Below are 17,578 nucleotides of genomic sequence, written 5' to 3'. Positions count from 1 at the left end.
GGCGCGCCGACGGCCGCTACCGGCCCAGCAGCTCCTCGAAAGGCGTCACCGTCAGTGGGGGCAGGCCGCTTCCGCCGGGCAGGACGGGCTGACGCGCCTCGGCACCCCGACCGGACGAGGCCGCGGCCTCCGAACCCGAAGGCACGGATTCCTCGGCCGCCTCGCGGACGGTCGTTACGCCGCGGATCGCCTCGCCAGTCCCGAACCGCCAGACCAGTCTCTCTGCCAGCTCTTCGCCCGCCCGGTCGATCCGAGATTGTAGGGAGGTGTCCGCGCCGAAGTCGTCCGTCGCCGCGAAAACGCCGGTCGGGACGACGTCGGCGTGCAGGTACGCGAAGAGCGGTCGCATGGCCGCGTCGATCATCAGGGAGTGGCGTGCCGTGCCGCCGGTCGCCGCGAGGATCACGGGCTTGCCGGTCAGGTCGGCGTCGTCCGTCAGGTCCCAGAAGGACTTGAACAGTCCCGTGTACCCGGCCTTGAAAGTCGGGGTCACGGCGATGACGGCGTCGGCGGAGCGCACCGCGTCCAGGGCCGCCCCGATCGGCCCGGACGGAAATCCCATGGTCATGTAGTCGGCGATGCCGTGGGCCAACGAGCGCAGATTGACCGTCTCGATCGAGGCCTCGACGCCCGCCCGCTCCAGAGCGGAGCGAGCGGCTTCCGCGAGGCGCTCGCCCAGCAGGGCGGTCGACGACGGTTCGGACAGGCCGGCGGCCACGACCACGATCTTCGGGTTACGCATGGTTCTGCGCCTCCTCGCGTGTTTCGAGGTGGTCCCGGGCCGCGGCGGCCCGGGGGTGCACCGGAGCCTCGGGGACCTCCGGGTCATGGGAGGCCGCGTATTCCTTCCGGAGTTCCGGGAGGACCTTCTCGCCGAACAGATCCAGCTGCTCCAGCACGGTCTTCAGCGGCAGGCCGGCGTGATCCACGAGGAACAGCTGACGCTGATACTCCCCGGCATAATCCCGGAACGACAGGGTCTTCTCGATGACCTGTTGCGGCGAGCCGACGGTCAGGGGCGTCTGATCGGTGAACTCCTCGAGCGTGGGCCCGTGGCCGTAGACCGGTGCGTTGTCGAAATACGGGCGGAATTCCCGCCAGGCATCCTGGGAATTGGGGCGCATGAAGAACTGCCCGCCGAGACCGACGATCGCTTCCTTGGCCGTTCCGTGGCCGTAATGCTCGAAGCGCTCGCGGTACAGGTTGATCATCTGCTGCGTGTGCTCCTTATTCCAGAAGATGTTGTTGTGGAAGAAGCCGTCGCCGTAGTACGCCGCCTGCTCGGCGATCTCGGGGGTGCGGATCGAGCCGTGCCAGACGAAGGGCGCGACGCCGTCCAGCGGCCGCGGCGTCGAGGTGAAGGACTGCAAGGGCGTGCGGAACTTGCCCTGCCAGTTCACGACCTCCTCGGTCCACAGGCGGTGCAGCAGGGCGTAGTTCTCGATGGCCAGGTTGACGCCCTGCCGGATATCCCGGCCAAACCACGGGTACACCGGGCCCGTGTTGCCGCGGCCGAGCATCATGTCCACGCGTCCGTCCGCGAGGTGCTGGACGTACGAGTAGTCTTCGGCCAGGCGCACCGGATCCATGGTGGTGATGAGCGTCGTCGAGGTCGAGAGGATGATCCTCTCGGTCTGCGCCGCCAGGAAAGCCATGAGCGTGGGCGGGTTGCCGGGCGCCACGAACGGCGGGTTGTGGTGCTGACCGGTCGCGAAGACATCCAGCCCGATCTCCTCGGCCTTCTTGGCGATGGCGACCGTGGCCTTGATGCGTTCGTTCTCGGTGGGGGTCTTCCCGGTGGTGGGGTCCTGGGTGACGTCGCCGATGGTCATGATGCCGAGTTGCATGGGTGCCTCCTGGGCCGTGATTCCTTGTCAGTTGACCATAGCAACATCGGCAATCTACCGCTTATTCCCGGGAAAAATTATATGTCTTGTAAAGTATTCCGCGAGGCCGGGATCCCGCAGGATGTGCCGCCGAATCGCGACCTGTTGTGAGAAAACCAGCGGTAGCCCGCGCGCGCGATCATCGAAACCCCGGGGGCAAGGATGATTCGCGCGATCAGTCGGTCGGCACGGTGGTGGGATGCCGCCAGGCCGCACGCGATGGCCTCGTGCCCCCAGCGGTGCGCGACGTCGGGAAGGGTCGCGCCGCCCAAGGGTTTCGGCCCGGCCGCATACAGGGCTTCGTCGGCGAAGCGCTCGATTTCTTCCTCGGTGAGCTCTTCGCGGACCGTCGAGAAAGGGGCCACGTCCAATCTGCCCCGGGTCCGCCGCGCGAGCAGGTGCGCCATGGGAACGCAGGGACCGCAATTGTCGTCATACACGAACACCCTCATGGTTCGAGGTTAGCCCCCAGCCGCCGGCTTGTGTGGAAACGAGTTTGTGCGCCTGGCGGGGCCGTGCCGTGCGAACCCTGGGGAGGGATCCGCCACGGTGTGAGACACCCTTTACAGGCTGTGACTAGGGGCGTATCCTGCTGGCGAGATTTATGCCACACCTCTAGGTCGTTATTGTCAGGTCAATGAATTAGGCAGGGACGGGTCTAGCAATGCAAGTCAAGGTAGAGGGAGTCAGCGACGCAACCGTACGTTCTCGGGATGGTTCTTGGGCGCCACCCGATCGTCGGGCAGCCATCGGCATAGCGCACGGCGTTCTGGGGGAACTCTGGCAAGGGCCGGTAGACGAGACCGTGGCGGTGGTATCGCTACCGACCGCATCCTTCAGCCGCGCTGTACTTTCCTCATCTGCAAAATCGCAAAACCCCGCGTCGTGCCTGACGCCTCTGCGGCAGGCCGCGCTGGTCAAATTCCACGAACGCTACCCGGGGGCGCGGATACCGAGCGGGGCCTGGGCATTCGACTCCGGTTTAGCCACCGGGCACGGAATGGCCAGCTCCACCGCGGATATCGTGGCTTTTCTCCGGTGCCTCGCCGACGCCGCGGGCGTGGTCCTCCTGGAACAGGACGTGATCGCCATACTGCGAAGGCTCGAACGATCAGACCCCGTCTTCCGCCCTTCGGTGTCGCTCTATAAGACGTCGGAACACGTGTTGATCGAGGACTTCGGTTCGGATATCGCGTTTCACGCCTGCTACGCCCTGAGCGGTTCCGGCGTTGAGACCAGGCGCGTCAGTGAGGCCGAACTCCTGGCTGCATACCGCCAGAACGCCCGCGACTACGCCGAGTCCCTGGCGCGGATACGCCAGGGACTGCGCGGCCGAGACCTCGAGGTTGTCGCGCAGGAAGCAACGCGTAGCGCTCTCCTTGCCCAGGACTACCTGCCGAACCCCGTCATCGACGAGCTCGGCAGAGACTTCCGGAAGTTGGGAGCAATCGGCGTCGCCCGAGCACATACCGGGTCCATCGTGATGCTGCTCTTCGCGGCCTCTCTCAGCATCGCGGATAAGGAACGCCTTTCTCGCTACTTCCACGCACGTGACCTCACCGCACGATTCGAGAAGGTGGGCTCACATGACGCATGAACACATCGCACAGTGCTTGGCCGAACCCGACATCGTTCGCGTGGCTGAGAATCTCACGGTGGTCCGCTTCGAATCCATGAAGGTTGCCTCTGTCATCGGCGCCATCGACCATCTCGAGTCCACCGGCGAGATTCGACGAGGCGACACCCTGGTCGACAGCTCCAGCGGCATCTACGCCTACGCGCTAGCCCTGGTCTCCCACTGGAAGGGCTACCGGTGTCACATCGTCGCGTCGGTGACCGTCGACGCCACCTTGAAGGCCCAGCTGCTCGCGTTGGGAGCGACGGTCGAGCAGGCGCCGAACCAGAGTTCGCTGGCCCTGGACCAGAATGACCGTGTCGCGAGGGTCCACCGATACCTCGAAGAACATCCCGACGCCCACTGGATGCGCCAGTACCACGACAACGTTCACTACCTGGGCTATCAGCGGGTCGCCGATCGGATAGCCCAGGGAACACCTGACGAGCCGCTTCTGCTCGTAGGGGGTGTGGGGTCGGGGGCGTCCACGGCCGGAATCGCGCACCGGTGGAACACCACCGGCGTGGACCACAGGCTGTGGGGGATCCAGCCGTTCGGGAGCGTGTCCTTCGGTAGCGAGCACGTCGACGACCCCCAGATCATCATCGCGGGAATCGGTAGCGCGATCGAGTTCCGCAACATCGACTACAGCCTCTACGACCAGATCCACTGGGTCGGGTTCGAACCCGCGGTGGTCGGCGCCCAAGCGCTCCTTCGGGACACCGGGGTTTTCGCCGGTTTGTCGAGCGGAGCGAACTACCTCGTGTCCCGGTGGGCCTCGCGCGAGGCGGAACCAAGGCACGTGGTGATGTTGGCCGCGGACACGGGGCATCGATACACCCGCCAAGTTTTCGAGGAACCTTCCTCCCCGCAGTTGTCCGCTTTCTCCCCCGAACCGGTGACCCGGCGTTCCGACCTGCGGCCACCGTGGTGCTACGCGGAATGGTCGGGGCAGCTTTATCGCGTGGGGCAGGAAAGCTCGTGGGGCACGCGAACCGCGCACACCACGGATCGGCGTCCTGTAGTCAGGAGCCACTCAGCAACCGATCAGGGCTAGACCGAAGGGACGGTGCAAACGGCAGTGAAGATCCTACTGGCCGTGGAGGCGATGACAGCTGGGGTGCGGCGGATGGCCGACCACGCGAGCACGCGCGGGTACCGGCTCAGGCTGCTCGCGGAGGACCCCACGATCTACTCCGATGTGGACGGGCTCGACGTGCTGACCTTTCCCACGCGCGATCACGCGACGTTGCGCGAGTACGTCCGAAGCGAACGAGACACGATCGGTGGGGTTTTCAGCCCCACCGACACCTGGGGCGTCGTCGCAGCTGAGCTCCGCGAAGAGTTCGAACTGCCTCGTCGTTTCACGTCAGCGCGACTGCGAGATCTGCGCGATAAGCAGTGGGTCCGAAACGCGGTGAGCGGGGAACCTGCCGGCTCCCTCGATCAGCTCCCGAAGATCCTGAAACCCCGAGGCGGTACCGGATCCGCGGGTGTGACTCTGGTGCGTACGGAAGACGAACTCCGCGCATCGCTCGAGTCCCTCGACGACCCCGCGGAGTACATGACCGAGCCCTACTACCGCGGCCCCGTCTATTCGGCGGAGCTCTGGTCGAACGGCAAAGCAACGGTCTTCTTCGGCGTGACCAACCGTGTCCTGACGGCCCCTCCACTGTTCTTGGAGAAGGTCAAGACGTTCCCCCACGAGCACGGCACGCCGTGGGAAGCGGACGTGCAACGCTGGGCCCGCGGGCTTCTCGAGGCGCTACGGTATGACGTCGGCTTCGCTCACATCGAGTTCATCGAGACCTCCCACGGGTTCGCACTGGTCGAACTCAACGCCCGGATGCCGGGCGCCCTGATCACACCCGCCATCGACGAATGCACCAACTTTGACCCGTATGCCTTAGCGGTCGACGACGCGCTTAACCTCGAGCCCGACCTGCCGAACTCCCGTGAGATTCACGCCGGGCACAGCCACGTGAGCGTGTACGCCACCAGCATGGGTCGACTGCGCGGTGTTGACGGCCTCCAGGAGCTCCAGAATTACCCTGGGCGGCCGGGGTGGACCGCGTCGAAATCCGTGGGTGACCGGGTCTCGGACACTCACTCGTACCGGGCGCGCATCGGCAACGTCTTTGCCACCGCCAACACGCCGGCACTCGCTCAGGATCGGGCCATCGCGGCATCGCAAGCGCTCACGGTGGACATCCGGTGACCGCGCAGCCTCCCGATGCCACGCTCCCCGGCGCCGGTGGCCAGCCAACCTCGTCAACGGGGCTCCTCCTCTCCGCGATTGTGGTCAGCGGCGTCACCACGTTCATGTTCTATCCGCTGATAACCCTTGAACTCCTGGATCGCGGTATAGGCGCCGGCGCTACCGGAGCGGTCCTCGGGCTCCTCTCGGGCACGGGGCAGATCTTGTCGGGGTTGATAGGCAGGGTCAACGCCCGGTTGGGGTCCAGGGCTCTAGCCGTCGGCGGTCTGGCCCTGCGCAGCGTGGGTCTTCTGGCTTTCGCGATCGACGGCAACACACTGGTCTACGCGGCCGGCGCCGTGGTCGCCAGCATAGGTAGTTCCTCCACCGCTTTGGCGCTCAAAACCGAGCTCATGCGTGCCTCTGCCGACCGTCGAACCATCACGATGAGATCCATCGCCGTGAACATCGGTGCTCTCGTCGGCCCGTCCATCGGTGGTCTGGTCTTCGTCGCGGCGTCATTCTCGGTGATCGTTCTTTCCGTGGTCATCTCATACGTGGTGCTGGGCTTGGGCCTGTTCTTCGTCACGTTCCAGCCGCCGGAGGAGGGTGCCCCGCCGGCGGGACGAGCGGCTGCCCGGTCCGGGCCCGGGTTCGACAAGCCCTTCCTCGTTCTGCTCGGCTGCACGTTGGCGTACTGGGGCATCTACTCCCAGTGGGCGCTCGTTGTCCCCGTCTACGCGGAGAGAGGGTTCGGCACCCCGCTGGGCTCGACGTGGGTGTACACGGGTAACGCGATACTTATCCTCGTCGTGCAGTATCCGCTCCTCGTCGGGCTCCTCAAGGGCGTCCGATCCCCGCATATTCTCGCCACCGGATTCCTGGTGTTCGGTGGAGCGTTCCTGGTGTTGCCCATACCGGCGGGGCCGGGAGCCGTGATTGCCTTCGCGACGTTGTTCAGCCTGGCTGAGCTTCTGATCAGCCCGACCCTCGATGAGGTGACCGCGCGGCTCCGCAGTGAGGGGCCTGGGCTCACTCGCGCGTACGGCACTACCGCCACGGTCGGCGGCGTGTCCTCGCTGGCGGGCTCGAGTGCGGGCGGCGCCCTAATCGAGCATCTCGGCACCCCCGGTTCAGTTCTCTGGCTGGTGCTTCCGGTGGCCGCCCTCGGCTTCTCCGGTTCCGCGGTTCTCTCACGTCGAAAGGTGGACTCGTGATCTTCTTCGTCCTTAACCCTCGCCAGGCCGTCCTCGACGCGGCCGAATCGGTGGGCGCCTCGATGACCGCCGTCGCGGATGCTCGGTCGCTCTCCTCGCTGACCACCGAACGGGAGGCCGTCGAGGTGGCCGACCCGTTAGACGCCCTCGAGGTCACGCGCGCCCTCGAGCCGATCGTCGGGAGGAGCGGGCATCCCCCGGAGGAAGTGCTGTGCGTCGGCCTGGGAGACGACAGTTCTCAGGTGGCCGCGCTCGTGAACAGTGCCCTGGGCCTGGCGGGCGGGAATTTCCCCACGGTGAGGAGCCTGGAAGTGATGCGGGACAAGCATCGACTGCGGGCGTCGCTGCCCACCGATTCGCCCCTTAACGGACTCCACTGGTCAGCAAACATTTCGGAGGAGTCGGACGGAGGCCTTCGGCGGTTCTTCGCGCGAGCTCCCCACGGCATCGTCGTTAAACCAAACTCCGGCTCCGGCAGCCGTGGGGTACACAGCATCACCTCGGAAAGGCAGCTTCACGCCGTCCAGCTGGAGCCCGGCACCTACCTCGTCGAGCAGCGGTTCGTCGGATCCGAGTTCTCGGTGGAAAGCATCTCCTGGAATGGTGTGCACCGCCCCTTGGTGGTGACCGAGAAAGAAACGGGCGGGACGAGCGGACTGGTCGAGACGGGCCACCATCAGCCGGCTCGAATCCCAGACGAGCATCGGGATCGCTTATTCGATGCGGCCCGCGCGGTTCTCGACGCCGCCGACTACCGGTTTGGGCTCTCGCACAGTGAGTTCATTCTCGAGGACGGGCAACCCCGGCTCATTGAAGCCCACGGACGAGTCGGCGGCGACCACATCGCTGACCTCATGAAGTGGAGCGTTGGCCGGTCGGCATTCGAGGCGCTGTTCACCGCCTACCAGCATCAACAACTGCCCGACGCAGAACCAACCGGCAACCAGGCGAGCGTCCTCTTCCCCGATCTGCGCACCTGGCCATCCACCGATCAGCACTGGCTGGACACAGTACGACGGACCGAGAGTGTGCAAGAGGCCGATGTCCTGAAAGCGGCAGGTCACCGCGGCGACATGGTGTGCTCTGCGGACCGGCACGCGTATGTGATCCTCGCCGGAAGCACGATCACCGAAGCGAAACTATCCCTCCAACGCCAGAAGGCACTCCCGTGAAGATCCTCGTCCTGACACTCCACAGAACCCACTACGAACCGGTCAACAACTTCTTCATTCCCCGATCCCTCCACGAGCTCGGCCATGAGGTTGTGCTCGGTGACGTCGACACGCTCACCCTCGTCGACGGCCGTGTCACCGCGCGCACCGCCCCGTTCGAGGAAAGTCAGGTGGGAGACGAGCACCCACGGATGACCGAGGCGCTCTCCTGCGAGGACTTCGACCTGGTGTGGCTCCTGGAATACTCGCACCCCTCCCGAGAGCGAGAGTTCTTCCAGCTGCTCTGGGTGCTTGAGCAGCGAGTCACCTTCGTCAACCGGCCATCATCTGTTGTCTTCATCAACAACAAAATCGGTGTGCTCGGGCTGCGGGCCGCGAAACATTTCGCCCCGTCGCATGTGCTCCTGCAGGAGTCCGAGGTGCGGGAGGTCGTCGACGCGGCGCCCGACGACACCTGGGTCCTGAAACCACCGAACCTGGGGTGCGGCGCCGGCGTCTTTCTCCTGCGTAAGGGTGACTCGAACCGGTCCGCATTGATCCAGGCCGCAACCGGGAACGCCTACCAGAAGTACGAGATGCACACGCGTGAAGCGTACGGTCAAGCCGAGGAATACACCCTCTTGCAGCGGTACATCCCGGAGATGGCTGCGGCCGAGAACCGAGTGATTGTTGCCGGCGGTCGTGTCGTGGGCGGTTACAAAAAGACGCCCACGGGAGCGGAATTCCGCGGTAACTACGCGGTCGGCGGGGTAGAGACCGAACTCGAGATTTCCGAGGCCGCCCGGGAGCTGTGCGAGGAGGTCGGCCGTGAGCTGCAGGAGCACGGCATCAACTACGTCGGCATCGACCTGGCGTTCCCCTACATCGTCGAGTACAACCTGGTGAACCCCGGGGGGATCAGCGGGCAGCTGGCCGCAACGGGCATCGATATCGGGGTGGATGCCTGCGCCGCAGCACTCGATGGTGCTCTGAAGGTTTCGGGCTCTGGGACAGGCTGAAACGGTGTCGTATCCGTAGAGAAATATGGAAGGCCGGGGCGGTGCGAGCGCCTCTGGGCGAGTAGGCTCTAAATACCTAGTGACACTAATTTTTTGGCGCCTTCCGGGAGGGAAGTCTCACCCATGCCCAGTTCCTCACGACGCATCGCACCGGCCTCGAACGTCCGACGCGACGTCATGAAACTCCTGGTCTGTTTGGCCATGGTGCTCGTGGGAGGCCTCGGCTCCTTCCTCGTCCAGACCAACGCGGGAACCGTTCAGGTGCAGAGCCTCAAGATCCCCGGCCCCAACGGGCAGGTGATTTCCGCGGACCTGTACAAGCCGGTCGCCGCGAGTGAGGACCACAAGGTGCCGATGGTCGTGGTGACCCCCGGCTTCCAGCGCACCAAAGAGACCCAGGTCAGCAATTCCCTCGAGTTGAGCCGACGCGGCATGGCCACGCTCGTGGTCGATCCCTATAACCAGGGCGAATCCAGCTCGCAGGATCCCGGCTCCAAAGAATCCGCGCTGATCCCTGCGGTCGACTACGTCACGAAGACCTCGACCTTCAACTATGTGGACCAGGACCGTATTGGAATGACGGGACATTCCGCCGGAGGCAGCCAGGTCAGGACCGCCGCGGCCCACTACGGGAAGTTGGAGAAGGACGCCCTGAAGAAGGCCGCCGAACCTTCCTCGCCCGGCGGCGCCACGGTGACCGAGGACGAGCGCGCCCATGCGCGGTCCCTCAATAAAATCCGGTCGGCGTATATCTCCGGGTGGCTACGCAATTTCGACGAGAAGTCCTTCAAGAACATCGACTCGAACCTGGGCCTCGGTTACGCCCGGTACGACGAGGGCGGATACCGAAACGTCAACGGGGACGGCGACCTGACCGACGCCCCGGAGGCCATCGCGTTCATCAATTCCGGCCTGCCCAAGAGCCAGCACGTGACCTCCGTGGATACCGACACCCCCTATGGGGACGCCTCGGACCGCACCTACCGCATCGCCAATAACGACGAGACCATCCACCCCTTCCAACCGATGTCGCCCAGCGCCATCGGCGGCCTCATGGACTTCTTCACGACGACCCTCGACTGACACACCGACCTCTCGAGCGGGAATCAGACCTGGTTCCTGAAGGAAGTGTTCAACCTGATCTCCCTGGTGGGCGGGCTGGTGATGCTCCTGCCGTTGAGCAGGCTGTTCCTGCGCATCCCGGCGCTCAGCTCTGCGGCCCAACCGGTTCCGGCGCCACAGGGCCGGCAGACCGGCGTCGGCAAGCTGATCTTCTGGGGCACCCTGGTGGTCTCTGCCGCGGTGGCCTGCCTGACGTTCATTCCGCTCTCCAACGCCACGAAATTCGTGTTCCCCGACGCGACCAACTCGGTCAACACGTGGTTCTTCCCCGCGCGCATGGTCAACGGTGTTTTGCTCTGGTCCTTGGTCAACGGGCTGTTCGGCCTGGCGCTGTTCTTCGGGACGCACTGGCTCTATGGGCGACGCCGCGGTGCGAGCTCCCGCACGTGGGGGCTCAGGATCGGCGCCAAGGATTTCGGCAAGACGCTCCTGCTCGCGCTGTTGCTCGTCACGAGCTTCTACGTGCTGCTGTCCGTGATTTACGGGCTGTTCCACTCCGACTACCGCTTCCTGGTGGTCGCGGCCCGCCCGATCTCGGCGCGGTGGTTCTGGGTCGGGCTCATGTACATCGTGTTGCTCTTCGTCTTCTTCTTCAGCAATTCGCTGCGCGTCAACGGGTCGATGCGCATCGCGGGGCACAAGAAGTGGGTGGGCTACCTGATCGCCGCGCTCGCCAACTCGGTAGGCCTGGCGGCGATCTTCGTGATCCAGTACGTCACGTTCTTCTCCACGGGGACGGTGTTCTGGACCGACGACTGGCTCTACGTGAACATGCTCCAGTCGGTGTTGCCGATGATGGTGATCCTCCCGCTGTTCAACAGGGCGTTCTTCACGATCACGGGACGGGTCTGGCTCGGGCCCATCGTCACGGTCACGCTCTTCGCGATGATGGCCCTCGGCGGCAGCGTGATCTACGTGCCGCTGCCGCACTAGGAACGGGGCCGGGTCGGGCCTCGGCGGTTTTCGGCGGCACCGAGGCCTCGTCGTGCCCGCCGGGCCCGGCACTACTCGCGTGCGCTCATCGCCGAGGCCGCACGCCGGGCCTGCCGCCGCTTCGGCACGCTGACCCTGGTGGAGGACAGCGTCGTGCCCATCGACGCGAGGATCACCAGGGTGATCGCGAGGAAGCGGAGCGGGCTGATCGCTTGGTGCAACAGGAAGAACCCGAACAGCGCGGCGAAAGCCGGTTCGAGGCTCAGCAAGATGCTGAACGTCGCGCTGGGCAGAACGCGCAGGGCCTTGAGTTCCAGGGAGTAGGGGATCACGGAGGACAGCAGCCCGACCGCCGCGCAGACGCCGAGCAAGGCGGGATCCGAGAACGCGTGAACGGCCATGGGTCCACCCACGGGTGCCATGGCGATCGCCGCCACGACCATCGCCATCGCCAGACCTCCGGTGCCGGGGACGATCTTGCCGACCTTCGAGCTGGTCAGCACGTACCCGGCCCAAAAGGCGCCGGCGATCAGCACGAACATCACGCCGAGGGGGTCGAGGGCGGCCTCGCTAGAGGTCAGGCTCTCGAAGCCCAAAACGCCCATGCCGCACAGCGCGAGGAGCACCCACAGGAAATCGACCATTTTGCGGGAGAGGACCGCCGCGAGGGTCAGCGGCCCCAAGAACTCGATGGCCACGCCGGCCCCCAGCGGGATGCGGTCGATCCCCGCGTAGAAGAAGCCGTTCATGCCGCCCAGGGCCAGGCCGAAGAGGATCACCGAACGCCACTGGTGCCAGGTCCACCCCGCAATGCGGGGCCGGACGACCAGCAGCAGAATGAGGGCCGCGAAGGCCATCCGCAAGGACGTGACGCCCCAGGCCCCGAGCGTCGGAAACAGTTGTGTGGCGATGGCGGCGCCCAATTGCAGGGAGGTGCAGGAGCCGAGCACCATGAGGACCCCGAGCCCCATGTGCCGCTGCGAGGCCGGGTCGGGGTTGACCGTGGGCATCGACCCGGTCGAGACGACCGCCGGGGTCACGCCGGTCACGGGTCCGGTGTTCATTCTGCTCATGACGGCCCTGCCTGTAGATGACTGCGATGGACGACGCGGAAGACGCCCCTCGGCGACATCCACCTCTATAGCTTGGGGCCTCGGGAATGAGTAGTCTAGCGAAGGTATTTCACGGAACCCGGTGAAGATTATTCACGCAACGCTCGGAGGGTCCATGCTCGATCTGCAACGGCTTCGCATGCTTCGCGAGGTGCACCGGCTGGGGACCCTTGCCCGCGCCGCCGATTCGATGGCGTATACCCCGTCGGCCATCTCCCATCAGCTGTCGTTGCTCGAAAAGGAGGCCGGGGTCGTGCTGCTCGAGCGCGTGGGTCGAGGGGTCCGCCTGACGCCCGAGGCCGTGACCCTGGTCCGGCACACGGAGGAAATGCTCGCCCAGATGGAGCGGGCCGAGGCGGACCTCGCCGGGGCCCAGACGACGGTTGGCGGAACCATTCGGATCGGCGCCTTTCAGACCGCGGTCATGGCGGCGGCGTCGACGGCCCTGGACTATTTGGAGCAGGCCCACCCGCAACTGACCGTCGAGATCACCGAGCAGGAGGTTACGGCGGCCTACGAGGGGCTCGTTTCCCACGACGTCGACATGATCATCGGCGAGGAATATCCCGGCTTGGCGGAGCCCGTGCGCCCGGGCGTCGAGCGAGTCGACCTGATTCGTGACCCGATGTATCTGGTGATTCCGACGACGGGGCCATTCTCGGACATCCCGGAAACCTTCCGAGACCTGGCCGACTGCCCGTGGGCCATGGACCCCGACGACCAGCCGACCGGGCTCTGGGCGCGGGCCCTGTGCCGCCACGCGGGCTTCGAACCGCGCGTCCGGTTCAACACCCACAATCCGCTGATCCAATCGAACCTCGTGGCGGCGGGGCACGCCGTCGCCGTGATTCCGGCCCTGCTCGGCGATCACGCCGCGGCGGGCACGCGGCTCATCGGACTTCCCGGCAACGGGTACCGCATGGTCTACACCTCGGTGCGGACCGGCCGCGAGAACCACCCCGCGGTGCGCGCATGCCGGGAAGCCTTCGAGGCCGCGGTGCATCGCGAGGCCTCCCCGGATCCGGAGCTGCGCTTGAGCCGCTGAGCGGCCGGACGGACGCTCTCGGATCGCGTCGACCGGACCTCCCGGCGCCGCCGTCGCACGTCGTCATATGACGCGTCGAAACGCCCCGGTGAACCGTGTGTGACGCACGGCGCGCATATTCCGTCATGACCTGCCGGGCCCCGGGCGGCGCTGTTAGGTTCGGGGCTAAGGATCACGAGTACCGGTCGAAATGCTCTGGCTGACCGGTCGGCAACCCTTCCCGCTGTGATGGGGTGCCCCAGATGACGATCCGGCCGGGAGCGCCATCGCCTCGGCAAGCACGGCGTTTCGAGACCCTCTCGGCGCCCGCCCAGGAGGAGGTCATGATGTCCGCTGAAACGAACCCCACGGCACCCGGGATCGGGACGGTCCAGGTGCACGGGGGAACCGCGAACCCGCCGGCCGCGCATCCCGTGCACCCGCCGCTGTACCTGACGGCCTCGTATTCCTTCGGCTCCCTGGCCGAGGCCCGCGAATGTTTTGCCCAGCGGCAACCGGGTTTTACGTATTCCCGCACGGGTAGCCCCACGGTGGGTCTTCTGGAACGACGCCTCGCCGAACTCGAGGGCGGGGTCGGGGCGGTCGCCACCGCTTCCGGTCAGGCGGCCATCAGCCTCGCCCTGCTCGCGCTCGCGGGACGGTCCGGACAGAGCCCCGACGGTGAGCCGCACCCCGACGTCGACCCCGGTCACGTGGTGGCCTCCAACAGGATCTACGGCGGCACGGCGGACCTGCTCAACGACACCCTCGCCGAGGCCGGCATCGGCGTCACGTGGGTCAGCCCGCACCGACCCGAGGAATGGGCGCGCGCCGTCACCCCGCGGACCCGCGCGTTCCTGGTGGAATCCATCGGTAACCCCCACGCGGATCTTCCGGACCTGCCCGCGCTGGCCGAGATCGCTCACGCCTCGGGCGCCGTGCTGATCGTGGATAACACGCTGGCGACTCCCTACCTCTTGCGGCCAGGCCTCCTCGGGGCCGACGTCGTGGTGCATTCCGTGACCAAGTACCTGACGGGCAACGGGACCGCGCTCGCGGGCGTCGTCGTGGACACCGGTCGGTTCAGCCCGAGCCTCGATGCGGACCGCTGGCCGCAGTTCACCGCGCCCCGCCGGCGCTTCGGCAACCAATCCATGGTGGCCGCTCGCGGAGAGCACGGTGCTTTTCTGCACCTGGTCAGGGCGCAGTTGCTCAACGACCTGGGCCCGAGTCTGGCGCCGTGGAACGCCCAGCAGGCCCTCGAGGGTATCGAAACCCTGGACGTCAGGGTCCGGCGCCACTGCGAGGTCGCGGAGGAAATCGCGAGCAGGCTCCAGGGGCACCCCAGGGTCGCGGCGGTGCGGCACCCGAGCCTGCCCGGATCGCCCGACGCCGTCATCGCGCGGCGGGATTTTCCTCGCGGCACCGGCGCCATCCTGTCCTTCGAGCTGGACGGCACCACCCGGGAGGTCGAACAGTTTTTCGACGCCCTTCGGTTATTCACGATCGCGGTCAATCTGGGGGACGGCCGGTCCATGATCAGCCATCCCGCCTGGACCACGCACTGTCGGCTCACGCCCGAGCTCAAGGCCGCCGGCGGAATCACGGACCAGACCGTCCGCCTGGCCCTGGGGCGAGAGGACGTCGATGACCTGTGGGCCGACCTGGCTCAGGCCCTCGACTCCGTGGGGGCGCCGCAAACCGCCGCCGCGGCGAACCAGGACGCCACCGCCCAGCACCACGTCACGGAACGGAAGGAGGCGGCGCGCGCATGAGCCCCCTCGACCACGGAATCGACCACAACGATGCTCGCCCTCACGCCATCCCCGAGGAAGCGCCGACCCGCACCCCGCGTCGGCCCGGCTTCCGCACCGCCGCGGTTCACGCCGGCCAGGAGCCGGATCCGCACACGGGTGCGGTGATCCCGCCGATCTATCAGACCTCCACGTTCACCCAGACCGGGGTCGAGACCCTCAAGAACGGCTACGAATATTCCCGCGGCGGCAACCCCACCCGTAACGCGCTCGAAACCCAGCTCGCGGCGCTCGAGCACGGATCGGCGGCCTACGCTTTCGCCTCGGGGATCGCGGCCGAGGACGCCCTCCTGCGGTCGACCCTGCGCCCCGGCAACACCGTGGTGGCCGTCGCCGAGACGTACGGCGGAACGCACCGGTTGCTCAGCCAGCTCTACGCGCGGTGGGGCGTGGCGACCGAATTCATTGCCCCGGGGGACGACGCCGCCCGCGAACGCGCGCTTGCCGCCCCGGAAGCCCGGGTGGTGTGGCTCGAAACGCCCACGAATCCCTTGCTGACGATCGTGGATATTCGCGACTGGGCCGACGCGGCGCACGCCCACGGCGCCCTGCTGTTCGTGGACAACACCTTCGCCTCTCCGGCCACGCAAAACCCCTTGACCCTGGGCGCGGACGCGGTCGTGCACTCGACGACCAAGTACATCGGCGGCCACTCGGACGTTCTCGGTGGGGCAGTGGTCGTGGGCGACGCCGCGTGGGAGGATCAGCCCCTCGCGGACCTGGTCCAATTCCAGCAGTTCGCCGGCGGCGCGGTCGCGGGTCCGCAGGACGCATTCCTGACCTCCCGCGGGTTGAAGACCCTCGGCGTGCGGATGCGGCAACATGCCGAAAACGCCGAGGTCATCGCGAGGTGGCTCCAGGGGCATCGCGCCGTGGATCGCGTCTACTACCCGGGCCTGCCGGACCACCCCGGCCACGAGATCGCGGCGCGTCAGATGACCGGATTCGGCGGGATCGTCTCCCTCGGGCTCCGGGGAGGGGAGGCGGCGGCCCGTCGGGTCGCCGAGGCGACGCAGGTCTTCGGCCTGTCCGTGAGCCTGGGCGGCGTCGAATCCCTGATCTCTCACCCGGCGACCATGACGCACGGCTCGACCAAGGGCACCCCGCAGGCCCCGCCGAGCGACGTCGTGCGCCTGTCGGTCGGCATCGAGGACGTGGAAGACCTGATCGAAGACCTGGACGCGGCCCTGGCGACCGCCTAGGGATCAGTCGCGGTCGGTTTCGCGTTGCACCGGGTACGTGTTGCCTCCGAGGTCGGGGTCCGGCAGGACATCGTCGGGGTCGATGATCTCCACGCGGTGGCCGTCCGCGATCAGGCGGCGTAGCCCTTCCAAGAACATCCTGCGGGCCATCGCGTCGAGGCGCGTCACGCGGGTGAGGTCGAAGACCATCGTGCCGGAAGCGCATTCCAGGCCGGACAGGCGGTGCATGATCGCCTCGGCACCGGAGAACTGGATCACGCCCTGCATCCGCATGATCGTCTCGTCGGGCTCCTCGCTCACGGAGCGGATGACGTTCGAGCCGAAGATTCCGGCGTCCAACAGGTGCAGGCCCATATCCTGCGAGAGCTTATTGAACACGCGGACGCCGCGAACGCTGTTGCCCTTGGTGTCCAGGCGGGGCGACAAGACGCCGATACCCACCTGTCCGGGCAGGACACCGAGGATGCCGCCGGAGACCCCCGACTTGGCGGGGATGCCCACGTTGGAAAACCACGTTCCCGAGGCGTCGTACATGCCGGCCGAGACCATCACGGCGAGCACCTGGCGGGCGACCTCGCGGCTCACGACGCGCTCGCCGGTGAACGGGTGCATCCCGCGATTGGCCAGGGTCGCGCCCATCACGGCGAGGTCGCACACGTTGACCTTGATGGCGCACTGCGCCACGTATCCCGCGACTGCCTGATGAGCGTGCTCTTCGAAGACCCCCAGGTTGCGGAGCATGTGGGCCAGGGCGAAGTTGCGGTCGGCGGTTTCCAACTCGGAGCGGAACACGGATTCGTCCATCTCGAGGTGGCGTCCGGCCAGCCGGGAGAAGAACTCCCGGGTGCGTTCGGCGCGCTCCTCGAGCGACGAGCCGGGGTCGGCGAGCATGCTGTGGATCGTGATCGCACCAGCGTTGATCATGGGGTTCTTGGGTCGGTTGGTGCCCTTCTCGAGGGACAGCTCGTTGAAAGCTTCACCCGTCGGCTCGACGCCGACCTTCTCCGAGACGGCGTCGAGCCCGCGATCCATCAGGGCGGTCGCGTAAGCAAAGGGCTTGGAGATCGATTGGATCGTGAACTCGCGGTCGTCGTCGCCCACCGAATAGGTGCGGCCGTCGATCGTGGTCATCGCGATCGCGAAGACGTCGGGGGCGGCCTTGGCCAGCTCCGGGATGTAGTCGGCGAGCTCTCCGCCGTCCTGGCCTCGGGTTTCCTCGAGCAACTGCTGCATGTACTTGCGTACGGGGGACTCCACGACGTCCTTCCTGGTGATCGACGAGGATC

16 protein-coding genes and 1 riboswitch are annotated in these 17,578 nt (G+C 66.4%); of the genes, 11 read left to right on the top strand and 5 right to left on the bottom strand.

Annotation, left to right across the window (positions count from 1 at the left end):
* Positions 1 to 16: 16 nt before the first annotated feature.
* The 3 genes from CURSPS6_RS11560 to CURSPS6_RS11550 form a co-directional block, all read right to left on the bottom strand.
* A complete protein-coding gene (locus tag CURSPS6_RS11560) occupies positions 17 to 742 on the bottom strand; it encodes a CE1759 family FMN reductase (RefSeq protein ID WP_082470530.1) in 726 nt (241 codons plus the stop codon).
* Positions 735 to 1,847 carry an LLM class flavin-dependent oxidoreductase gene (locus CURSPS6_RS11555; RefSeq protein WP_030016380.1) on the bottom strand — a complete coding sequence of 371 codons (1,113 nt, stop codon included), beginning with the start codon at positions 1,845 to 1,847 and terminating at the stop codon, positions 735 to 737. The genes CURSPS6_RS11560 and CURSPS6_RS11555 overlap by 8 nt, the downstream gene beginning before the upstream one ends.
* 77 nt (positions 1,848 to 1,924) lie before the next feature.
* Complete coding sequence (locus CURSPS6_RS11550) at positions 1,925 to 2,338, bottom strand: DCC1-like thiol-disulfide oxidoreductase family protein (RefSeq protein WP_082470528.1); 414 nt, start codon at positions 2,336 to 2,338, stop codon at positions 1,925 to 1,927.
* Positions 2,339 to 2,550: 212 nt separating this feature from the next.
* Here CURSPS6_RS11550 and CURSPS6_RS12900 point away from each other — a divergent pair, with 212 nt between their 5' ends.
* The 8 genes from CURSPS6_RS12900 (at position 2,551) to CURSPS6_RS12730 (ending at position 11,140) form a co-directional block, all read left to right on the top strand.
* Complete coding sequence (locus CURSPS6_RS12900; protein WP_152978149.1) at positions 2,551 to 3,483, top strand: hypothetical protein; 933 nt, start codon at positions 2,551 to 2,553, stop codon at positions 3,481 to 3,483.
* On the top strand, positions 3,473 to 4,558 hold the full coding sequence (locus CURSPS6_RS11540) for a pyridoxal-phosphate dependent enzyme (protein WP_082470526.1): 1,086 nt from the start codon (positions 3,473 to 3,475) through the stop codon (positions 4,556 to 4,558). Before CURSPS6_RS12900 ends, CURSPS6_RS11540 begins: the two co-directional genes overlap by 11 nt.
* Before the next feature lie 24 nt (positions 4,559 to 4,582).
* Positions 4,583 to 5,719 (top strand): ATP-grasp domain-containing protein, encoded by a 1,137-nt coding sequence (locus CURSPS6_RS11535; RefSeq protein ID WP_082470524.1) that lies wholly within the window; start codon positions 4,583 to 4,585, stop codon positions 5,717 to 5,719.
* Entirely contained in the window at positions 5,716 to 6,915 is a 1,200-nt protein-coding gene (locus CURSPS6_RS11530) for an MFS transporter (protein WP_030016374.1), read from the top strand. Before CURSPS6_RS11535 ends, CURSPS6_RS11530 begins: the two co-directional genes overlap by 4 nt.
* A complete protein-coding gene (locus CURSPS6_RS11525) occupies positions 6,912 to 8,087 on the top strand; it encodes an ATP-grasp domain-containing protein (protein ID WP_030016373.1) in 1,176 nt (391 codons plus the stop codon). The genes CURSPS6_RS11530 and CURSPS6_RS11525 overlap by 4 nt, the downstream gene beginning before the upstream one ends.
* Positions 8,084 to 9,085 (top strand): ATP-grasp domain-containing protein, encoded by a 1,002-nt coding sequence (locus CURSPS6_RS11520; protein WP_030016371.1) that lies wholly within the window; start codon positions 8,084 to 8,086, stop codon positions 9,083 to 9,085. Before CURSPS6_RS11525 ends, CURSPS6_RS11520 begins: the two co-directional genes overlap by 4 nt.
* Before the next feature lie 123 nt (positions 9,086 to 9,208).
* Entirely contained in the window at positions 9,209 to 10,168 is a 960-nt protein-coding gene (locus CURSPS6_RS12735) for an alpha/beta hydrolase family protein (protein WP_200910956.1), read from the top strand.
* Positions 10,169 to 10,213: 45 nt separating this feature from the next.
* On the top strand, positions 10,214 to 11,140 hold the full coding sequence (locus CURSPS6_RS12730; protein ID WP_200910955.1) for a hypothetical protein: 927 nt from the start codon (positions 10,214 to 10,216) through the stop codon (positions 11,138 to 11,140).
* Between the two features lie 71 nt (positions 11,141 to 11,211).
* Here the strand turns inward: CURSPS6_RS12730 and CURSPS6_RS11510 are convergent, their stop codons facing one another.
* Positions 11,212 to 12,213 carry an EamA family transporter gene (locus CURSPS6_RS11510; RefSeq protein WP_235503771.1) on the bottom strand — a complete coding sequence of 334 codons (1,002 nt, stop codon included), beginning with the start codon at positions 12,211 to 12,213 and terminating at the stop codon, positions 11,212 to 11,214.
* A 121-nt stretch (positions 12,214 to 12,334) separates the two neighbouring features.
* Here CURSPS6_RS11510 and CURSPS6_RS11505 point away from each other — a divergent pair, with 121 nt between their 5' ends.
* The 3 genes from CURSPS6_RS11505 to CURSPS6_RS11495 all read left to right on the top strand — a co-directional run bounded on the left by CURSPS6_RS11505 (position 12,335) and on the right by CURSPS6_RS11495 (position 16,292).
* Positions 12,335 to 13,297 carry a LysR family transcriptional regulator gene (locus CURSPS6_RS11505; protein ID WP_200910954.1) on the top strand — a complete coding sequence of 321 codons (963 nt, stop codon included), beginning with the start codon at positions 12,335 to 12,337 and terminating at the stop codon, positions 13,295 to 13,297.
* Between the two features lie 170 nt (positions 13,298 to 13,467).
* Positions 13,468 to 13,584, top strand: a riboswitch (SAM riboswitch).
* A gap of 36 nt (positions 13,585 to 13,620) precedes the next feature.
* Positions 13,621 to 15,051, top strand: a complete 1,431-nt coding sequence (locus CURSPS6_RS11500; protein ID WP_235503770.1) for an O-acetylhomoserine aminocarboxypropyltransferase/cysteine synthase family protein — start codon at positions 13,621 to 13,623, stop codon at positions 15,049 to 15,051.
* Positions 15,048 to 16,292 (top strand): cystathionine gamma-synthase, encoded by a 1,245-nt coding sequence (locus CURSPS6_RS11495; protein WP_082470522.1) that lies wholly within the window; start codon positions 15,048 to 15,050, stop codon positions 16,290 to 16,292. The genes CURSPS6_RS11500 and CURSPS6_RS11495 overlap by 4 nt, the downstream gene beginning before the upstream one ends.
* A gap of 3 nt (positions 16,293 to 16,295) precedes the next feature.
* On the opposite strand, the gene CURSPS6_RS11490 is transcribed toward CURSPS6_RS11495, so the two are convergent.
* Positions 16,296 to 17,549 carry a glutaminase gene (locus CURSPS6_RS11490; RefSeq protein WP_030016361.1) on the bottom strand — a complete coding sequence of 418 codons (1,254 nt, stop codon included), beginning with the start codon at positions 17,547 to 17,549 and terminating at the stop codon, positions 16,296 to 16,298.
* Positions 17,550 to 17,578: the final 29 nt, after the last annotated feature.

Origin of the sequence: Curtobacterium sp. S6 (assembly GCF_000710345.2) — a bacterium.
Classification (GTDB): Bacteria; Actinomycetota; Actinomycetes; order Actinomycetales; family Micrococcaceae; genus Rothia.
Note: the sequence above shows the minus strand (reverse complement) of the source record. Positions and strands in the feature narration are given on the sequence as shown.

Excerpts from the sequence above, each read along its gene's own strand:
- CURSPS6_RS11510 (WP_235503771.1), bottom strand. The coding sequence starts at position 12,213 with ATGAGCAGAATGAACACCGGACCCGTGACCGGCGTGACCCCGGCGGTC.
- CURSPS6_RS11550 (WP_082470528.1), bottom strand. The coding sequence starts at position 2,338 with ATGAGGGTGTTCGTGTATGACGACAATTGCGGTCCCTGCGTTCCCATG.
- CURSPS6_RS11555 (WP_030016380.1), bottom strand. The coding sequence starts at position 1,847 with ATGCAACTCGGCATCATGACCATCGGCGACGTCACCCAGGACCCCACC.
- CURSPS6_RS12735 (WP_200910956.1), top strand. The coding sequence starts at position 9,209 with ATGCCCAGTTCCTCACGACGCATCGCACCGGCCTCGAACGTCCGACGC.
- CURSPS6_RS11560 (WP_082470530.1), bottom strand. The coding sequence starts at position 742 with ATGCGTAACCCGAAGATCGTGGTCGTGGCCGCCGGCCTGTCCGAACCG.
- CURSPS6_RS11500 (WP_235503770.1), top strand. The coding sequence starts at position 13,621 with ATGATGTCCGCTGAAACGAACCCCACGGCACCCGGGATCGGGACGGTC.
- CURSPS6_RS11540 (WP_082470526.1), top strand. The coding sequence starts at position 3,473 with ATGACGCATGAACACATCGCACAGTGCTTGGCCGAACCCGACATCGTT.
- CURSPS6_RS12900 (WP_152978149.1), top strand. The coding sequence starts at position 2,551 with ATGCAAGTCAAGGTAGAGGGAGTCAGCGACGCAACCGTACGTTCTCGG.
- CURSPS6_RS11495 (WP_082470522.1), top strand. The coding sequence starts at position 15,048 with ATGAGCCCCCTCGACCACGGAATCGACCACAACGATGCTCGCCCTCAC.